This is a genomic window from Aeromicrobium panaciterrae, from assembly GCF_031457275.1.
Classification (GTDB): domain Bacteria; phylum Actinomycetota; class Actinomycetes; order Propionibacteriales; family Nocardioidaceae; genus Aeromicrobium; species Aeromicrobium panaciterrae_A.
Window position 1 is genome coordinate 2,039,788 of the sequence record NZ_JAVDWH010000001.1, and the last position, 16,549, is coordinate 2,056,336.

Genomic DNA, 16,549 nt, shown 5'->3' on the forward strand with positions numbered 1-16,549 from the left:
GGATCAGTGGCCCTTCTTCTTGGCGTCGGAAATGGCTTCGCCCTTGCCGTCGACATCTGGAGCATCTGCCAGCCCGGAGGTCTCCCCCGGGTTGTGAGCGAGCTCCAGAGCGGCGATCTCGGGATGGTGAAGGTCGAATGCCGGGCTGTCAGAACGAATGCGCGGCAGCGATACGAAGTTGTGGCGCGGCGGAGGCGAAGACGTTGCCCACTCCAGCGAGCGGCCCCAGCCCCACGGATCGTCGAGGTTGACCTTGGGGCTCTTGCGCGACTTCCACACGTTGTAGAAGAACGGGAGCGTCGAGGCTCCCAGCAAGAACGCACCGATCGAGGAGATCTCGTTGAGCGTGGTGAACCCATCGGTCGGCGAGTAGTCCGCGTAGCGACGGGGCATGCCCTCAACACCCAGCCAGTGCTGGACGAGGAACGTCATGTGGAAGCCCAGGAACAGCAGCCAGAAGTGGATCTTGCCGAGCTTCTCGTCGAGCATCCGACCGGTGAGCTTGGGCCACCAGTAGTAGAAGCCTGCGAACATCGCGAACACCACGGTGCCGAAGACCACGTAGTGGAAGTGCGCCACAACGAAGTAGCTGTCTGAGATCGGGAAGTCGAGCGTCGGTGCGGCCAGGATGATGCCGGTCAGACCACCGAAGAGGAACGTCACGAGGAAGCCGAGCGCGAAGATCAGCGGGGTGTCGAAGGACAGAGATCCCCCCCATAGCGTGCCGATCCAGTTGAAGAACTTCACGCCGGTTGGCACCGCGATCAGGAACGTCATAAAGGAGAAGAACGCCAGGTCAACCGCGCCGGTGACGAACATGTGGTGAGCCCACACCGCCACGGACAGGGCCGCGATCATGAGGGTCGCGCCAACGAGGCCGATGTAACCGAAGATCGGCTTGCGGCTGAACACCGGCAGGATCTCCGTGATGATGCCGAAGAACGGCAGAGCAATGATGTAGACCTCGGGGTGACCGAAGAACCAGAACAGGTGCTGCCAGAGGATCGGGCCACCGTTGGCGGCGTCGAACACGTGGGCACCGAGCTGTCGGTCTGCCTCGAGCGACAGAAGCGCCGCGGCGAAGATCGGGAACGCGATCAGCACGAGCATGCTGGTGACCAACGTGTTCCACACGAAGATCGGCATGCGGAACATCGTCATACCGGGTGCGCGCATGGTGAAGATCGTGGTCACGAAGTTGACGGCACCAAGAATTGTTCCAAGGCCAGCCATCCACAGACCCATGATCCAGAGGTCACCACCGACGCCCGGAGAGTTCACCGCATCGCTCAGCGGCGCATACGCGAACCAGCCGAAACTTGCCGCGCCACCAGGGGCGATGAAGCCGGAGACCGTGATCAGACCGCCGAACAGGTAGAGCCAGTAGCTGAACATGTTGAGGCGCGGGAACGCCACGTCGGGCGCACCGATCTGCAGAGGCATGATCGCGTTGCCGAAACCGAAGAACAGTGGCGTCGCGAACAGCAGCAGCATGATCGTGCCGTGCATCGTGAAGAGCTGGTTGTAGACCTCGTCGTCGATGTACTGGCTGCCCGGCTGGGCTAGCTCGGCGCGGATCATCAGGGCGAGGATTCCGCCGAAGATGAAGAACGCGAACGAGGTGACGAGGTACATGTTGCCGATCACCTTGTGATCGGTGGTCGTCAGAACTGTGACGACCTTCTGGCCCAGAGTGCGCTCGCGAATAGCGGCGCGATCGGAGCCGTCGTCGAATGCGGCGGTTGCCGTTGCGTCGGCCATCAGCCCTCTTCTCCGTCTTCATTCAGACCGGCAATGGTGTCGGCTTCTTTGGCACCCACGGGGCGGCCGATGTCGCCGGCGTCCTTGAGCTCGTTGAGGTGGGCGTCGTACTCAGCGCGCGATACGACGTGCACCTTGAAGATCATGCGTGAGTGGTAGAGACCGCAGAGCTCAGCGCAGCGGCCGGTGAAGACACCCTCGCGGGTCGGCGTCATGTCGAATGAGTTGACGCGACCGGGAACGACGTCGAGCTTGAAGTAGAACTCGGGAACCCAGAACGAGTGGATGACGTCAGGCGACTTGAGGTCGAAACGCACAGACTCGTCGACCGGGAGCCACAGCTCGGTCGGGTCCTCGGGTGTGCCCTGCTCGAAAACGGAATCGCCTGCGACGGCGCTCTCTTCGAGGTAATTGAAGCCCCACTGCCACTTGCTGCCGACAACCTCAACCGTGTGATCGGGGTTCTTGACCTTCTCGAGCATCTCGTTCTGCGAGGTGACCGTGTGGAAGAAGAACACCGCGACGATGATGACGGGCGCGAATGTGTAGAGCGCCTCGATCGGAAGGTTGTAGCGGATCTGGACCGGAACCTCGTCGTCGCTGCGTCGGCGGTAACGGATCATCGCGTAGACGATCAGGCCGAAGACCAGCACAAATACGACCAGAACGGCGATCCATCCGCCGAGCCAGAGCTCCCACATCGGCTGCGACCGGTCGCTACCGGCAACCGGTAGGCCCAGGCGTTCGAGGTCTGTCTTGCCCTTGGGCGAACATGCGCTCAAGGTCACCACGGCAAAGGCGAGAATCGCCAACTTCATACGACCCACGGGGCGCCTTTCTGAACCATGACTGTCTCCGACATCAAGAACCTTAGCCCAGCGTGAGCGTGCCGGGACGCTGAGGTCAACCTCACCTGTAAGGGCGTGTCGGACGGGTGAGTTACGCAAGAGAGAGGGCGGCGTCGACCTCGGCCTGCGCCTGCTCGCCGTACGTCGAACCGAGCCGCTTGAGGAAGCCTTCGCGCTCGAGGATGTACTCCTGAGTGCCGGTGGTCTCCACGACGCTCGCCGCGATCGTGCAACCGATCTGGGCAGAGCGCTCGAAGCCGAGCCCTGCTGCGATTCCAGCGAGGAATCCGGCCCGGAAGCTGTCACCAACACCGGTGGGGTCGACCGCAACGACGCCGCTGATGGCCGGGACTTCGATTGGGTCGCCGCCCTTGGGGAAGACCGTGACGCCGTCCTTGCCGCGCGTGATGATCTGGGTCTCGACGGCGGAGCGCACCTCGTCAGCTGACCAGCCGGTCTTCTGCGAGATGAGTGCAGCCTCGTAGTCGTTGGTGAACAAGTAGGTCGCGCCCTCCACGAGGTCGCGGATGAGCTCTCCGTCGGCCCACGCCAACTGCTGCGACGGGTCGGCAGCGAACGGGATCCCGAGCGAGCGAGCCGTGGCGGTGTGCTGCTGCATGCCCTGTGGGTCGTCTGGGCCGATCAGCAGGAGATCGATCGCCTGCTCGGCGTGCAGCGCCGCTACGTCGATCTGACGGGCCTCGGACATCGCGCCCGGGTAGAACGTGACGATCTGGGCGTGCGCGTCGTCTGTGGTGATGGTGCACAGGGCTGTGTGCAGCGTGGGCGAGACGTGCACGCGGCTGCAGTCGACACCGGCGTCCTCGAGCCACGCCTGGTATCCCTGCTCGCCGAAGTCACGACCCACCGCAGCCACCAGCGTGGCTCGGTGCCCAAGGCGCCCGAGAGCGAACGCGATGTTGGCGGCACACCCCCCGCGGCGGATGTCGAGGTCCTCAACGAGGAACGACACCGACAGCTTGTCGAGTTGGTCGGGAACGAGCGAGTCGGAGAACCGTCCCGCGAAGGTCTGCAGATGGTCAGCCGCGACAGAGCCGGCGATAGCGAGGTGCACCCGTAAAGAATAGACAACGGCCTCCCGCTATGCGGAAGGCCGTCGTATGAGGTAACTCTCAGTGACTAGTGGAACGAGTCGCCGCAGGCGCACGAACCGGTCGCCATGGGGTTGTCGATCGTGAATCCCTGCTTCTCGATGGTGTCGACGAAGTCGATCGTCGCGCCGCCGAGGTAGGGAAGGCTCATGCGGTCGACGACGACGTTGACGCCGCCGAACTCGAAGATCTGGTCGCCATCGAGCGAACGCTCGTCGAAGAAGAGCTGGTAGCGCAGGCCGGAGCATCCGCCGGGCTGGACAGCGATACGGAGCGCGAGGTCGTCACGACCTTCTTGCGCCAGCAGGCTCCCGACCTTCTCGGCTGCGCCGGCGCTGAGGGTGACCTCGGTGCTCGGCGTGGTCTCGACGGTGGACTGCTCAGTCTCGATCGTCATGCGTACTCCCAAAATTCTGGTCTGGACTCGTCACGGTGTGCAACGTGCTCCGTGCTGAATACATTCCATCCTACGCGTTCAATCCTGACGACGTGGCGACCACGTCCGGGCGACACGCTCAGCAAGTGTCGCCAGTGAGTCGGATGGCACACCCATCGCGGCCTCGACGCCCACCAGGTCGGCGACCGCGTACGCGGACTCCACGCCCATGGCGCGCATCTCTCGTGACGCGACGCTGACCTGCCCGGCCAACACGATGCAGGGCCGAGCCGCTGCCGCTGCGACAGTCGCGACACCATAGACCGCCTTGCCGGAGCGCGACGAGAAGTCATACGTGCCCTCGCCCGTCACGACGAGGTCGTGGGTCTTGGCCAGCTCGGTCAGCCCAACCGCGTCAGTGACGAGGTCAATGCCCGACACAACGTTGCCGCCGAGCAGCATCAGCGCGAACCCGAGACCACCAGCCGCTCCCGCACCCTTGGCGTCTGCGGGCCGGCGCTCGGCCGGAGTCGAGCCGCAGGTCGCGACGACCCACTGATCGAGGATTCCGTCGACGCGGATGATGTCGGGCTCCGACAACCCCTTCTGTGGGCCGAACGTCTTAGTGGCACCGAACATGCCGAGCAACGAGACATCGACGTCGGCAGCGATCACGACTTCGACTCCATCGAGCCGCGCACGGGCTGGCCCGAGATCTGCAGCGGCGATTCCGTCGAGCCCCTCGGGTCCGGCATCGAGCTGCTTGTCAGCCGTTGCGCCGAGGGCGGCGAGCATGCCTGCTCCCCCGTCATTTGTGGCACTTCCGCCGAGTCCAATGACGACCTTGCGAGCACCTCGATCGACAGCAGCCGCGATCGCTTGCCCCACGCCGTACGTCGACGAGCGCAGGGCATCCGGCGAATCGACGAGATGCAGTCCGCACGCCTGCGCACTCTCGACGTACGCGGTGTCGCCGACGTGGAGCACAGTCACTGGCACGTCGTCACTAAGCGGTCCCCTCACGACGACCGAGTCGAGCTCGCCGTCGAGTGCCGTGTTCAGCACGTCCACGAATCCGGGTCCGCCATCAGCCATCGGTGCCAGCGTGACGACGTCGTCGACGGCGTACCGCTGCCAGCCCTCCGCGATCGCGCGCGCTGCTTCGGGAGCAGAGAGTGTGCCCGCGAAGGCATCGGGAGCGATCAGGACACGCATGCGGCGGTCAGTTCGCCAATGCTTGCTCCGCGGCAGCCACCAGCACGCACGTGGCGAGCCCGTCGATTGCCTGCTCGAGCTCGGCCATTCCAGGGAACGACGGCGCGATGCGGATGTTGCGGTCGCGCGGGTCGTCTCCGTACGGGAACGCGGCACCAGCAGGCGTCATGGCAATGCCTGCATCCTTGGCAAGCTTCACCACTCGCGAGGCGAGGCCGTCAGACGTGTCCAGGCTGACGAAGTAGCCGCCCTTGGGGTCTGTCCAGGTCGCCACGTCATGGCCACCGAGGCGCGACTCAAGGATTTCGACGACCTTCGAGAACTTCGGCGCCAAGATCGCACGGTGCTTGTCCATCAGGGCGTGAACGCCGTCGACGTCCTGGAGGTAGCGAAGGTGACGCAACTGGTTGACCTTGTCAGGACCGATCGTCCGCTTCGCGAGGTGCTTGAGGAACCACGCGATGTTGTCGGCCGAGCCGCCCATGAACGGGATTCCGGATCCGGCGAACGTGATCTTTGACGTCGACGCATAGATCATCGGGCGGTTGGGGTGGCCCGAGGCAGCGCACAGCCCGAGGATGTCGGCCGTCTTGGTCTGCTGTTCCGTGAGGTGGTGAACCGCGTACGCGTTGTCCCACATGATTCGGAAGTCAGGCGCTGCGGTTTCCATCGCCGCGAGTTCTGCAGCGATGGCCTCGCTGATGACGGATCCGCTGGGGTTGCCGTACGTCGGGACGAGCCACATGCCCTTGACCGCTGGGTCGTTGACGAACTCGCGTACGGCTTCCATGTCAGGACCGTCGTCGTTGAGAGCGACCGGCAGCATTTCGATGCCGTACTCCTCGCAGAGAGCGAAGTGACGGTCATAGCCCGGAACCGGGCAGATGAACTTGATCGCGTCTTCCTTGGCCCATGGCTTGGGCGAGTCGACGGTGCCCTGCAGCAGCGAGAACACGAGTGTGTCGTGCATCAGCGCGAGGCTGGCGTTGTCTCCGCAGATGACCTGGTCGACCGGCACCTGCATGATCTCGGCGAAGATCTCGCGCAGTCCCGTGAGACCGGTCAATCCGCCGTAGTTGCGGGTGTCCGTGCCAGCGGCGTCCTTGAAGTCGCCACCCGGCAACGAGAGAAGCTCATTGGAGAGATCGAGCTGCTCAGGCGAGGGCTTCCCACGCGTCAGGTCGAGCTTGAGCTGGGCTTCCTGGAGCTCGACATACTTGGCCGACTGCTCGACGAGAAGCTCTTGGATCTGGTCACGGGACAGGGTCGAAAATGGCACGGTCCCAACCTATCGCGGGACCCGAACGGTCAAAGCCCGGGAGCGCCCCAGATCGCGAGCCAGCGCGACAAGTCGGGCTCGACGGCGACATCGTTTGCGATGAGTCCGCGTACCTGCAGCTCGAGCGAGTTGTCTCGACGCTCATCGGTCTCGGGAGCAAAGGGATAGAAGGTGCCGCGCTTGTAGAGATAGACGAGAGCCATCGGCTTCTTGGTCGGAGCAGTGAACACGACGGTCGAACACAGCAGCGCCGAGCCGAAGCCTGCATCCGCGAGCGAGGAGTTGATCGCGTGGAGGTCGGTCACGAGACCTGAGACGTCTGCATCCGTACGTGTGACCGTGAGCCATCGGAACCCGAAACGGTCTGTCGTGCCCTCGATCGCCGGCCCACCGCCGGTCGCCACGAGCTGCTTGATCTGCGCCTCGGTGTCGCTGAACGCACCTCCCTCGGTCGGGCGATAGCAAACACCGCCTACGCCGGTCGGTGTGAATCCCTCGGTACCAAGCGAGAGCGCTGCCTGCGGCACGGCAAACAGCGCATTGAGGTCGGCCTCGGGGGGTTTGCTGCGCCCGAGGAGCGAGTCGAAGAAGCCCATCAGCCCTTCTCCGACAGCTCGGCGCCGATCTTGGCGAGGTTGTCCAGGCGCTGTTGCAGCGGCGGGTGCGTCGACATGAGCGCGCCGATCGACTCACGGTTGATCGCGGGCGCGAAGAAGAACGCGCTGATCGCTGAGCCTTCGCGCAGGTCCTTGTTGGGGATTCGCGCCATCTCGCCGGAGATCTTGACCAGCGCCGACGACAACGTCGACGGCCGGCCAGTCAGATAGGCGCCCGAACGGTCGGCGCTGAGCTCGCGATAGCGCGAGAGCGCGCGGGTCAGCAAGAAGCTCACGAAATAGACGACGAGGCTGACCGCCAGGACCACGAGGAACGGCACGCCTCCCCCGTTGCTGTTTCGGTTGCGACCACCGCCGAAATACATGCCCCAGCGAGTGATGAAGCCGGCCAGAAGTCCGAGTGACGATGCGACCGTCATGACCGAGACGTCACGGTTGGCAATGTGGGCGAGCTCGTGGGCGAGGACGCCTTCGAGCTCGTCGGCATCGAGTCGCTGCATGATTCCCGTCGTCACGCAGACGGCTGAGTGCTTGGGAGTACGGCCCGCAGCGAAGGCGTTGGGCATGTCGGTGACCGAGACTGCGACCTTGGGCTTCGGCATGTCGGCGAGCGAGCAGAGTCGGTCGATCATGGCGTGCAGTTCGGGCGCCTGCTCGGGCGAGACTTCCTTGGCTCCCATCGATTTGAGCGCGAGGGTGTCGGAGAAGAACCACTGGCCCCACGCCATGCCGAGGGTGATGATCAGGCCGAGAGCGAAGCCCGTCTGGGTGATGAGGAGTGCGCCGAATGCGACGTAGAGCGCGCCCAGGCCCAGCCCGACACCTCCCATCCGCAGGGTCAGACCGCGGTCACTGCGGAAGCGCGTACGTGCCACGACTTATTTCGCTCCGTCGGTCGTGTTGCCATCTGTCAGTTCGTCCATCTGGCGGCTGACCTCTGGGCTGTCGAGAGCGGCATCGAAGCGACGGGATGCCGCGGCGTTTGCACTCTCGCCTGGCTTGTTGATGAGTCCCTCGCGTACGAGTTCGTCGACTGCGTCTGCTGCAGCCTCGAGCTCGCGCGTACGGCGCTCGGCTGCTTCCATCGCCTGCCCGACATCTCCGGCGGCTGATGTGATGCCCTTGCTCGCGTCGTTCATGCCGGCCTGTGCGCTGGCGGCGGTGTGGCGGGCCGCGAGCGTGTCCTTGCGGGCGCGGAAGTCTTCGACGTCCTGCTCCATCTTCATTGCCGAGTCGTGGAGCTTGTCCTCCTCGGCCTTGAGGTCTGCGTGGCGCTCCGAGAGCTCGGCCGCCGCCTTCTCAAGCGAAACTTTGCGAGCCAAGATGCGCCGAGCCTCGTCGTCGTTGCCCTGACCGACGGCCTGACGGGCCTGATCGTCGAGTTGTGACATCTGCTGATTGAGCGCTGCGAGCTGGAGCTCGACACGTTTGCGGCTCGTCGCGACATCCGCGACCGCACGGCGTACCTGCTGCAACAGCGTCGCCTGGGTGCGGTAGGTCTCGTCCAGCTTGTCCTTGAGGTCCTCGAGGTCGTTGCCCCTGAAACGCCACGCCCTAAACATCCTGGACAACCGCGAACCGATGCTCATGTCACTCAGCCTACGGGGTAGCGTGTCGCGGGTGGTAGACGAGACTGAGGCCGGCAAAGGGCGCGCAACACCGAGTCGCAAAGAGGCAGAAGCGGCCCGCAAGGCGCGTCTGAAGACCCCTGTTTCGCGCAAGGATCAGGCGAAGCGTGAGCGTGCGGCCCGCGAGGAACTGCGCATCAAGCAGCGCGATGCCATGAAGACCGGCGACGAGCGATACCTCCCGGCACGTGAACGCGGACCCGTACGTGGTTTCGCCCGCGACTTCGTCGATCGCCGTCGCAACATCGGCGAACTGCTGATCCCGTTCCTGTTCCTGATCCTCGTGTTCCTGTTCATCGCGGGAGCCTCGGGACACCCCGAGTGGACCAACTACGCGACGACGCTGGTTTATCCGCTGGTCATCATCGGCGTGGTCGTCGATGTCATCGTCCTGTCACGCAAGCTCCGCAGGGAGCTCAAGGCGCGGTTCGAGCCCGACGAGACCAAGGGCACGGTCGCGTACGCGATCCTGCGCAGCATGCAGCTACGCCGTATGCGCTTGCCCAAGCCTCAGCTCAAGCACGGCGACCCCATGAAGGCGCGCTACTGACGCTGGGTGCTCAGCTCACCTGGTTTCGACCGTCCTGGCGGCTGCGCCGCGGCTCGCTCAACCTGGCGAGACGCTCGCTCGCAGAGCTCGCTCGGCCTCACTCATCAGCGTGGAGTGACATCGGGCCGTAGATCTCGTTCTCACCCTCGAACAGTCGCGCTTGATCGACACCGTCGGTGACCAGATCGCCGAAGGCTTCGCCGATCCACGACTCGGCATCTCCGCGACTTTCGAAGTCCTCGGACCGGCGGATGACGTCTCCTGCTGCGGTCTCGAGGGTCCAGGTCCAGGCCATGGTCAGCTCTCCTTGGTTGACGGCTGCACGAACGGTGGCTTGGTCACCGTGAAGAGTTCGGAACGTCCCCGGACGTCGACGGTGACCGTGGCGCCATCCTCGACCGACGGCTCAAGCAGGGCAAGAGCAATGCCCTGACGCAGCGTCGGTGAGAACGTTCCCGACGTGATCTCGCCGAGCTCTGCTCCCCCGTCGGCGAGCACCGTCATACCGGGGCGCGGGATGCCGCGACCTTGAGCGAGAAGTCCGCGCAGCGTGCGTACGGTCTTCTCGTCACGCTGGCGCTGCAAAGCGTCCTTGCCCCAGAACGTCGGCTTCTTCCAGCCGACAGCCCATCCGGCGCGAGCCATCACGGGGCTGATCTCAGCGGACAACTCGTGGCCGTGGAGCGGGTATCCCATCTCCGTACGCAAGGTGTCGCGCGCACCGAGGCCGCAGGCGCGGATGCCGTACGGCTCCCCCGCTGCGATGACGGCGTCCCACACGGCGACAGCGTCGTCGGCCGGTACGACCAGCTCGTAGCCGCGTTCGCCGGTGTAGCCGGTGCGGCAGACGGTGATGTCCTTGCCGGCGATGGTGGCGTCAGCGAACGACATGTACTCGTGATCGACGGGCAGGTCGAGAGCCTGGAGCACCTCATCACTCAGCGTTCCCTGGATCGCCAGGACCGCGTAGTCACGATGCAGGTCCGTGACCTCGATTCCGTCGGGCGCCTCGGCCTGGAGCTTGGCAACGACGGCTGCCGTGTTGGCGGCGTTGGGGATGAGGAACACCTCGAAGTCGCTGCGGAGATACGCGATGAGGTCGTCGACGGTGCCGCCGTCTTCGTCACAGCAGAGCGTGTACTGGGCCTTGCCCGGCGCAATGCGGTCAAGATCGTTGGTGAAGCAACTGTTGACGTACGCCGCTGCGCCGGTGCCACGAACGAGCGCCTTGCCGAGGTGGCTGACGTCGAACAGGCCAACGGCCTCGCGTACGGCCTTGTGCTCCGCAAGCACTCCACCGCCGGCGTATTCGAGCGGCATGTCCCAGCCTCCGAACTCCGCGAGCTTGGCGCCGAGGGCGACGTGACGATCGTGAAGGGGCGAGTGCAGCAGATCCATGAACGCAAACCTAGAGGAGCCGTGGATACAGTGACGACATGCCTACCGTCAGCCTCAGCACAGCCAAGCCGATCACAGCCCGCGCCGACGCCTTGATCCTCGGGATCCGCGGCGACGAGGACCGCGAGGAGTTCGCGGCAGCGCTAGACGTCCTCGGGTTCACTGGCGAGAAGGACCAGGTCGTGGCATTCCCGTCGAATGGCAAGGCGAAGGCTGACCTCGTGGTTGCCGTCGCACTTCCCGACGAGCCCAACGCAGAAGATCTCCGACGCGCGGCCGCCCGAGGTGTCCGCGCCGCCAAGAACGCGACCAGCATCGCCGTCGCACTTCATCCCGCCGGTGTCGACGAGGTTGAGGCAATCGCCGAAGGCATCACGCTCGGCGCGTACAAGTACGACGCCTACAAGTCCAAGAAGAAGGGCAAGGGCGCCAAGAAGCCTGAGCGGAAGCTCACCACCGCGACGATCCTGAGCGCGTTCGCCCGCCAGACGACCGCGACGAAGGCCGTCGAGCGCGCAGCGACCGTCAGCGAAGCGGTCAACGTCGCGCGCGACTGGGTCAACACGCCTCCTGCGGATCTGCGACCCAGCGCGTTCGCCGAAGCCATCACAGCTCACGCCGGCACGGCCGTCCGCGTGTCGGTCTGGGACGAGAAGCGCCTCGCCAAGGAACGCTGCGGCGGAATCCTCGGCGTCGGCCAGGGCTCGGACAGCCCTCCACGCCTCGTGACGCTGACATACGCGCCCGAGAACGCCGTCGCCCACTTGGCGCTGGTCGGCAAGGGCATCACGTTCGACTCGGGCGGACTTTCGATCAAGTCCGGAACCGGTATGTCGACCATGAAGCTCGACATGGCAGGTGCCGCCGCCGTTGTCGCGGCCACCGTTGCGATCGCCAAGCTTGGACTGCCGATCAAGGTCACCACGTTTGCTTGCTTGGCCGAGAACATGCCGAGTGGTTCCGCCACCCGTCCCGGAGACGTGCTCACGATGCGCAACGGCAGCACGGTTGAAGTCCTCAACACCGACGCCGAAGGACGGCTCGTGCTCGGCGACGGTCTGGCACTTGCCGCCGAGGCCAAGCCCGATCACATCGTCGACGTCGCAACGCTGACCGGCGCCTGCGTCGTCGCGCTCGGTGAGCGTACGAGCGGCGTGCTCGGTAACGATTACGACTTCGGCAAGCGCGTCCTGGCCAACGCCAAGGATGCGGGTGAGTCGATGTGGCCCCTCCCGATCGCTGAGGAGATGAAGGCACTCGTCACCTCGTCGAAGATCGCCGATCTGCGCCAGCACAACCCCAAGCCATACGGCGGCACTCTCTTCGCCGCGGCATTCCTGCGCGAGTTCGTGGGCGAGATCCCCTGGGCACACCTCGACATCGCCGGACCGTCGTTCAACGAAGGTTCGCCCTTCGACTACACACCTGTCGGCGGCACGGGCACGGGCGTTCGTACGCTCGTCAAGCTCGCCTTGGACCTGTCGAGCAAGTAGGCCTAGCGCCGAGAGGCGATGAGTTGCACGATCCGCGTGAGTAGGTCAGTCGGTAGCGGATCGACGTACATCAGCTGGACCGTGTCCTTGGCTGAACGCAGCGGCGCGACCTCCGCCTCGAGATCCGATTCGAAGACCGGCACAGGGTAGAGCCCGATGTGCTTGGACCAAGCCGCGTAGTGGATCAGGTAGTCGTCGCCGATCGTCGCGCACGGCATTTGGTAGCGGATTGTCTCGCCGGACTCAGGCACGGCGGACTTGATGGTCGAACGCACCTCGTGGAGGATCGCCTGAATCTCCGGACTGTAGGAAGCGATGTAGTCGTCGACCGTCTGGAAGCTCATCAGTCGGGAAGTCCGAGAGCGCGTGCTGCTTCCTCGACCTTGTCCCACTTCGCACGTTCGCCATCGAGACGATCGGGATGCGCCTGCTTGCGTGCCTTGCGATAGACGACCATCAGCTCGTCGAATGACGGGTTGTTGGGCAGCGGGTCAACGCCCGCGATCGACTCAAGAGTCATGATCGCGGCGAGTTCCTTGGGAGTCTGCTTCGCCGGGGCCGGTGTCGACGGCTTTGCGGCAGGGGCGCCCTTGGCTTTGCGGAGGTCGTAGTCGCGCTTGCGCGACGGGATGCCAACCAGATTGGCGTCGTAAACAGGGATTCCGAGCTTCTTGCGGGCGAAGTCGGCAGCCGCCTGCGCAGAGCTGACCCTGCGACGGAGCGACTCGCCATCTGCCGCGACGAGCAGCAGCGTCGTCTGAGTTACCGACGTCTTGGGCTCGATGTAGCCCTCAACACCTTTGCGGGACTCCGCGAACTCTCGCAGTGCGTCAAGGTCGGACTTGCTGGCGTTGCGATCCGAGATCACAGCGCCACCATCGGTCCGGGTCTTGCGCCCACGGAAAATTCCCATGGCGCAATTGTGCCCGATGGCTCAGCATCCGGAGCTCACCCCGGTGGCACGTGGTTCGGGTCGAGTGACAAGATGATGATGAAAGAGAATTCCCTTGGGAGGACACCGTGGCGGACGGCGCCGGCAACAACTTCGACATCGTGATTCTCGGCGGCGGAAGCGGCGGCTATGCGTGCGCTCTGCGTGCCGTGCAGCTCGGCAAGACGGTCGCGCTGATCGAGAAGGGCAAGCTGGGCGGAACCTGCCTGCATACGGGCTGCATCCCGACCAAGGCCTTGCTGCACGCGGCGGAAATCGCTGATGGAGCGCGCGAAGGCTCGCACTACGGCGTCAAGTCGACGTTCGAAGGCATCGACATGCCAGGCGTCAACGCCTACAAGGACGGCGTGATCGATCGCCTCTACAAGGGTCTGCAGGGCCTCATCAAGTCAGGCGGCATCACCGTCGTCGAGGGTGACGGCAAGCTCGTCGGCCCCAAGACCGTTGAGGTCGCTGGCCAGCAGTACACCGGCACCAACCTCGTGCTTGCCACCGGTTCGGTGTCCCGCACGCTCGGAGTGGAGATCGGCGGCCGCGTCATCACGAGCTCCGAAGCCCTGACGATGACCGAAGTGCCCGAAAAGGTCGTCATCATCGGCGGCAGCGTCATCGGCGTCGAGTTCGCATCCGTGTGGAAGTCCTTCGGTGCCGACGTCACGATCATCGAAGGCCTGCCGACGTTGATCCCGCTCGAGGATCCGTCGCTGTCGAAGCAGCTTGAGCGCGCGTTCCGCAAGCGCAAGATCAACTTCAAGACCGGCGTGAAGTTCACCGGCGTCGAGCAGACCGACAGCGGCGTGACCGTTTCCCTCGAGGACGGCACCACGATCGAGACTGACTTGGTCCTCGTCGCAGTCGGTCGCGGACCCAACTCAGCCGGTATGGGCTACGAAGAGGCCGGCATCACGGTCGATCGTGGCTGGGTGCCCACCAACGAACGCCTCGCAACCAACGTCGACGGCGTCTTCGCTGTCGGTGACCTCGTCCCCGGCCTCCAGCTCGCCCACCGCGGCTTCGCGCACGGCATCTTTGTGGCCGAGGAGATCGCCGGTCTCAAGCCCCAGCCCGTCATCGACTCGGGCATCCCGCGCGTGACCTACTGCGATCCCGAGATCGCGTCCGTCGGACTCACCGAGCCGCAGGCACGCGAGAAGTACGGCGACGACAAGGTCGAGATCCAGGACTACAACCTGGGCGGCAACGGCAAATCGCAGATCATCGGCACCGCGGGCAGCGTCAAGCTCGTGCGCGAAAAGGACGGCCCGATCGTCGGCGTACACATGATCGGCGCCCGCTACGGCGAGCAGGTCGGTGAAGCTTCGCTCATGGTCAACTGGGAGGCGTACCCGGAAGACGTTGCACAGTTCATCCACGCACACCCGACGCAGAACGAAGCGCTCGGCGAGGCCGCACTGGCCCTGGCCGGCAAACCCCTACACTCACACGCCTGACCCGGAGAACCAGAGGACCCCATGGCTACGTCTGTCACCCTTCCCGCCCTTGGTGAAAGTGTCACCGAGGGAACAGTCACGCAGTGGTTGAAGCAGGTCGGTGACACTGTCGACGTCGACGAGCCGCTGCTCGAGATCTCGACCGACAAGGTCGACACCGAGATCCCGTCGCCGGTCGCCGGAGTTCTGCTGGAGATCAAGGCCGCCGAAGACGAGACGGTAGAGGTCGGTGCTGTGCTCGCCATCATCGGTGAGGCTGGTGAGTCGACAGGTGGAGACGCCGCTCCCGCCGCAGAGGCACCCGCTGCCGAAGTAGCCCCCGAACCCACACCCGAGCCGGCCCCCGTGGCCGAGCCCGAGCCCGCACCAGTTGCCGAGGCCGAGCCCGCCCCCGCACCAGCGGCTGAGCCCGAGCCTGCTCCTGCTGCACCTGCGCCCGCCGCTGGCGGAAGCAGCACCGCCGTGACCCTGCCTGCCCTCGGCGAGAGCGTCACCGAAGGCACCGTGACCCAATGGCTCAAGCAGGTCGGCGATGACGTTGCCGTCGACGAGCCGCTTCTGGAGATCTCGACCGACAAGGTCGACACCGAGATCCCGTCCCCGGTCGCAGGCACCCTCCTTGAGATCAAGGTTGCCGAGGATGAGACCGTCGAAGTTGGCGCTGAGCTCGCGATCATCGGTACCGCTGGTGCGGCTGCAGCTGCCCCGGCACCCGCAGAGCCCGCTCCCGCTCCAGCTCCCCCGGCGCCGGACCCCGTACCCGCTCCGGATCCCGAGCCGGTCGCAGCACCCAATGCGCCGACACCGCCCGACACCGAGCCTGAGCCGGTACCGGAGCCGGTAGCCGCCCCAACGCCTGAGCCTGCTCCAGCCCCTGCGGCACCCACTGCTCCTGCACCTGCCGCACCGGCCGCACCGGCACCGGCTGCCCCGGCATCTTCGGGACCGACCGACTCGTACGTCACACCGATCGTGCGCAAGCTCGCCAAGCAGCACGGCGTCGACCTTGCCGCGATCGCCGGCACCGGCGTCGGCGGACGCATCCGCAAGCAGGACGTCATTGATGCTGCCGCCGCACAGCCGGCAGCTGCTCCGGCGCCAGGCGTTCCGGCACCTGCTGCCGCAGCAACTGAGCCGTCGCCCCTGCGTGGCAAGACCGAAAAGGTCACACGCCTGCGCAAGACCATCGCAACGCGCATGGTCGAGTCGCTCGAGACCTCAGCCCAGCTGACCCAGGTCCACGAAGTCGACGTCACCGAGGTTGCCCGCCTGCGCGCCAAGCACAAGGACGCGTTCCTGGAGCGCGAGGGCGTCAAACTGACATTCCTGCCGTTCTTCGCGAAGGCCGCCATCGAGGCGCTCAAGCTCTACCCGGTACTCAACGCAGCGCTCGACCTCGAAGAAGGCGTCATCACGTACCCGTCGGGCGAGCATCTCTCGATCGCCGTCGACACCGAGCGCGGCCTGTTGGCGCCCACAATCAAGGACGCTGGCGACCTGTCGATCGCAGGATTGGCTCGCAAGATCGCCGACGTCGCCGATCGGACGCGCAACAACAAGATCCTTCCGGACGAGCTGTCCGGCGGAACGTTCTCGATCACCAACCTGGGCAGCAACGGCGCACTGTTCGACACGCCCATCATCAACCAGCCTCAGGTTGCGATCCTGGGCGTCGGCGCGGTCGTCAAACGTCCTGTGGTCATCAGTGACCCGACGGTCGGCGAGAGCATTGCGGTCCGCAGCATGGCTTACCTCGCGCTCACGTACGACCACCGTCTCGTCGATGGTGCCGACGCTGGTCGCTTCCTGACTGCGGTCAAGCAACGCCTGCAGGCCGGTGCGTTCGAGGTCGAGCTCGGTTCCTGACCA

At 65.0% G+C, this 16,549-nt stretch carries 17 protein-coding genes; 4 read left to right on the top strand and 13 right to left on the bottom strand.

Annotated features, from left to right (window positions below):
* Positions 1-3: 3 nt before the first annotated feature.
* The 9 genes from ctaD to J2X11_RS10440 form a co-directional block, all read right to left on the bottom strand.
* Positions 4-1,761, bottom strand: a complete 1,758-nt coding sequence (gene ctaD, locus J2X11_RS10400) for an aa3-type cytochrome oxidase subunit I (RefSeq protein ID WP_309970402.1) — start codon at positions 1,759-1,761, stop codon at positions 4-6.
* A complete protein-coding gene (ctaC, locus tag J2X11_RS10405; protein WP_309972345.1) occupies positions 1,761-2,579 on the bottom strand; it encodes an aa3-type cytochrome oxidase subunit II in 819 nt (272 codons plus the stop codon). The genes ctaD and ctaC overlap by 1 nt, the downstream gene beginning before the upstream one ends.
* 121 nt (positions 2,580-2,700) lie before the next feature.
* A complete protein-coding gene (locus J2X11_RS10410; protein WP_309970404.1) occupies positions 2,701-3,684 on the bottom strand; it encodes a carbohydrate kinase family protein in 984 nt (327 codons plus the stop codon).
* Between the two features lie 65 nt (positions 3,685-3,749).
* On the bottom strand, positions 3,750-4,118 hold the full coding sequence (locus J2X11_RS10415) for a HesB/IscA family protein (RefSeq protein WP_309970407.1): 369 nt from the start codon (positions 4,116-4,118) through the stop codon (positions 3,750-3,752).
* Between the two features lie 78 nt (positions 4,119-4,196).
* Positions 4,197-5,312, bottom strand: coding sequence for a glycerate kinase family protein (locus J2X11_RS10420; RefSeq protein ID WP_309970410.1), 1,116 nt, complete (start codon positions 5,310-5,312; stop codon positions 4,197-4,199).
* 7 nt (positions 5,313-5,319) lie between these two features.
* Positions 5,320-6,591, bottom strand: coding sequence for an aspartate aminotransferase type Ic (locus J2X11_RS10425; RefSeq protein WP_309970412.1), 1,272 nt, complete (start codon positions 6,589-6,591; stop codon positions 5,320-5,322).
* A 29-nt stretch (positions 6,592-6,620) separates the two neighbouring features.
* Entirely contained in the window at positions 6,621-7,187 is a 567-nt protein-coding gene (gene pspAB / locus J2X11_RS10430) for a PspA-associated protein PspAB (RefSeq protein ID WP_309970415.1), read from the bottom strand.
* The gene (gene htpX / locus J2X11_RS10435) at positions 7,187-8,083 is read right to left on the bottom strand and encodes a zinc metalloprotease HtpX (protein WP_309970420.1); all 897 of its coding nucleotides are present in this window, start codon (positions 8,081-8,083) and stop codon (positions 7,187-7,189) included. Before htpX ends, pspAB begins: the two co-directional genes overlap by 1 nt.
* Before the next feature lie 3 nt (positions 8,084-8,086).
* Entirely contained in the window at positions 8,087-8,797 is a 711-nt protein-coding gene (locus tag J2X11_RS10440) for a PspA/IM30 family protein (protein ID WP_309970423.1), read from the bottom strand.
* A gap of 31 nt (positions 8,798-8,828) precedes the next feature.
* Here J2X11_RS10440 and J2X11_RS10445 point away from each other — a divergent pair, with 31 nt between their 5' ends.
* A complete protein-coding gene (locus J2X11_RS10445; RefSeq protein WP_309970426.1) occupies positions 8,829-9,386 on the top strand; it encodes a DUF3043 domain-containing protein in 558 nt (185 codons plus the stop codon).
* Between the two features lie 97 nt (positions 9,387-9,483).
* Here J2X11_RS10445 and J2X11_RS10450 read toward each other — a convergent pair whose 3' ends face one another.
* Complete coding sequence (locus J2X11_RS10450) at positions 9,484-9,681, bottom strand: hypothetical protein (protein WP_309970429.1); 198 nt, start codon at positions 9,679-9,681, stop codon at positions 9,484-9,486.
* 2 nt (positions 9,682-9,683) lie between these two features.
* Positions 9,684-10,784, bottom strand: a complete 1,101-nt coding sequence (gene gcvT / locus J2X11_RS10455) for a glycine cleavage system aminomethyltransferase GcvT (RefSeq protein WP_309970432.1) — start codon at positions 10,782-10,784, stop codon at positions 9,684-9,686.
* A 38-nt stretch (positions 10,785-10,822) separates the two neighbouring features.
* On the opposite strand from gcvT, the gene J2X11_RS10460 reads away from it, so the two are divergent.
* Positions 10,823-12,277 carry a leucyl aminopeptidase gene (locus J2X11_RS10460; RefSeq protein WP_309970434.1) on the top strand — a complete coding sequence of 485 codons (1,455 nt, stop codon included), beginning with the start codon at positions 10,823-10,825 and terminating at the stop codon, positions 12,275-12,277.
* A 2-nt stretch (positions 12,278-12,279) separates the two neighbouring features.
* Here the strand turns inward: J2X11_RS10460 and J2X11_RS10465 are convergent, their stop codons facing one another.
* Together J2X11_RS10465 and J2X11_RS10470 are read right to left on the bottom strand one after the other, a co-directional pair.
* Positions 12,280-12,621, bottom strand: coding sequence for an iron chaperone (locus tag J2X11_RS10465; protein ID WP_309970437.1), 342 nt, complete (start codon positions 12,619-12,621; stop codon positions 12,280-12,282).
* Entirely contained in the window at positions 12,621-13,190 is a 570-nt protein-coding gene (locus J2X11_RS10470) for a hypothetical protein (protein ID WP_309970440.1), read from the bottom strand. The genes J2X11_RS10465 and J2X11_RS10470 overlap by 1 nt, the downstream gene beginning before the upstream one ends.
* A 107-nt stretch (positions 13,191-13,297) precedes the next feature.
* Here J2X11_RS10470 and lpdA point away from each other — a divergent pair, with 107 nt between their 5' ends.
* Entirely contained in the window at positions 13,298-14,680 is a 1,383-nt protein-coding gene (lpdA, locus tag J2X11_RS10475; RefSeq protein WP_309970443.1) for a dihydrolipoyl dehydrogenase, read from the top strand.
* A gap of 21 nt (positions 14,681-14,701) precedes the next feature.
* The gene (sucB, locus tag J2X11_RS10480; protein WP_309970446.1) at positions 14,702-16,546 is read left to right on the top strand and encodes a 2-oxoglutarate dehydrogenase, E2 component, dihydrolipoamide succinyltransferase; all 1,845 of its coding nucleotides are present in this window, start codon (positions 14,702-14,704) and stop codon (positions 16,544-16,546) included.
* Positions 16,547-16,549: the final 3 nt, after the last annotated feature.